The following is a 1,362-nucleotide window of genomic DNA, read 5'->3' as shown; positions in this document are numbered from 1 at the left end:
CTATTACAATGATGTTTGGCTCTGGACACAACCAGCGACCACATCAACCATCAACATCATCGGGACAGCGAGCTCCACAAGCTGCTAATCTCCCCGGAGGCTTTATCTCCAGCCTCATGTATTCTGACTCAGGCGGTAGTGGAGGAGGTTCTCAACAACACTCACATACTTTGGGTTTAAATTGTTTCGTTCACCCTTGTCGTGGTGTTTGTAGTTTCCGACCATTCTCTGATAATGGAAGCCCCGATAATTGGCTGCTGAATTCGGCAGAAACTTCGATGGGCTTCAACGGAGCAAACCCCGGACAGAGCTCATGCCCTCATTTGGCTAATAAACACAGCATTAGTCGCATAGACGATTTTGATCCTTTTGAAGCGACGCATTTCGAACAAAACGAAATACTGGATGATCTTTCTGGTATTCAACTCTCGTTGATTTCTAATCAACTGCTTGATTTGGCGTATGAGTTTGACTGCAACCCTGCCAACAATGCCTGCGCTTTGGATGAGGTTGCCTTAGACAGGGACACCTCAGACTCAATGCGTGCGGGGGGCACCTATCCAACTGACGTTGCCGGGCCGCTTAATGGTCTTGTGCTAATGAACGACGGATTGCGTTTTACAGCGAATGAGTTTGGGGTCATTAATGGGTTAGTCGATCCAACTGAACTTTGCCAGGAAGCTGGGTTTTCCCTTGCGCTTGACTCTTCAGAAACACCACAGACAATCACTGAATTATCCCAGTCAGGTCAGAGCCAACCCCATCTTTCCCGGACAGACGAAGCACAAGCCAGGAACAACAGCGGGCAAAAAATCTGTCACGTGATCTTGGTTGGAGAGGGTGGCCAAGAGCGACTATGTGGGAGAGTTTGCAAGAATGCTCGGGCTCTGTCATCTCACAAAAAAAGAAGTCATCCAAGGCAACATAGCTGTGATGTCAGAGTGGTCGGGGAGGATGGTCAGCCGCGGCCATGCGGGAAAGTCTGCAAGAATGCTCGTGCCCTGATGGATCACAATAGAAATAATCATAAAGGGCCAGAAACCTGTAACATGACTGTGGTCGGGGAGTATGGTCAGCAGCGAGCATGCAAGAAGATCTGCAAGAATGCTCAAACCATGGCGAACCACAAAAAAATGGTGCATGGCAGGCAACAAACCTGTTACGTGACCGTGGTCGGAGAGGATGGCCGACAGCGCCCATGCGGGATGGTTTGCAAGAATGCTCCTTGTCTGGCGTCTCACAAAATAAGAGCCCACAGCGGGCAACAAATCTGTGACAGGATCGTGGTTGGGGAGGATGGTTTGGTGTGGCCATGTGGTAGGATCTGCAAGAGTGCCGGAACCTTGGCGGATCCCAGAAGAA

The 1,362-nt window shown here is 49.9% G+C and carries 1 protein-coding gene; it reads left to right on the top strand.

Annotation, left to right across the window (positions count from 1 at the left end):
• Positions 1-11 precede the first annotated feature (11 nt).
• The coding region (locus tag KDK18_RS02670) for a hypothetical protein (protein ID WP_257253006.1) at positions 12-1,362 on the top strand (1,351 nt) is incomplete at its 3' end.

This window comes from Endozoicomonas sp. SESOKO3 (assembly GCF_024606255.1).
The sequence above is the reverse complement of the archived record's forward strand: the minus strand, read 5'-3'. Positions and strand labels throughout refer to the sequence as shown.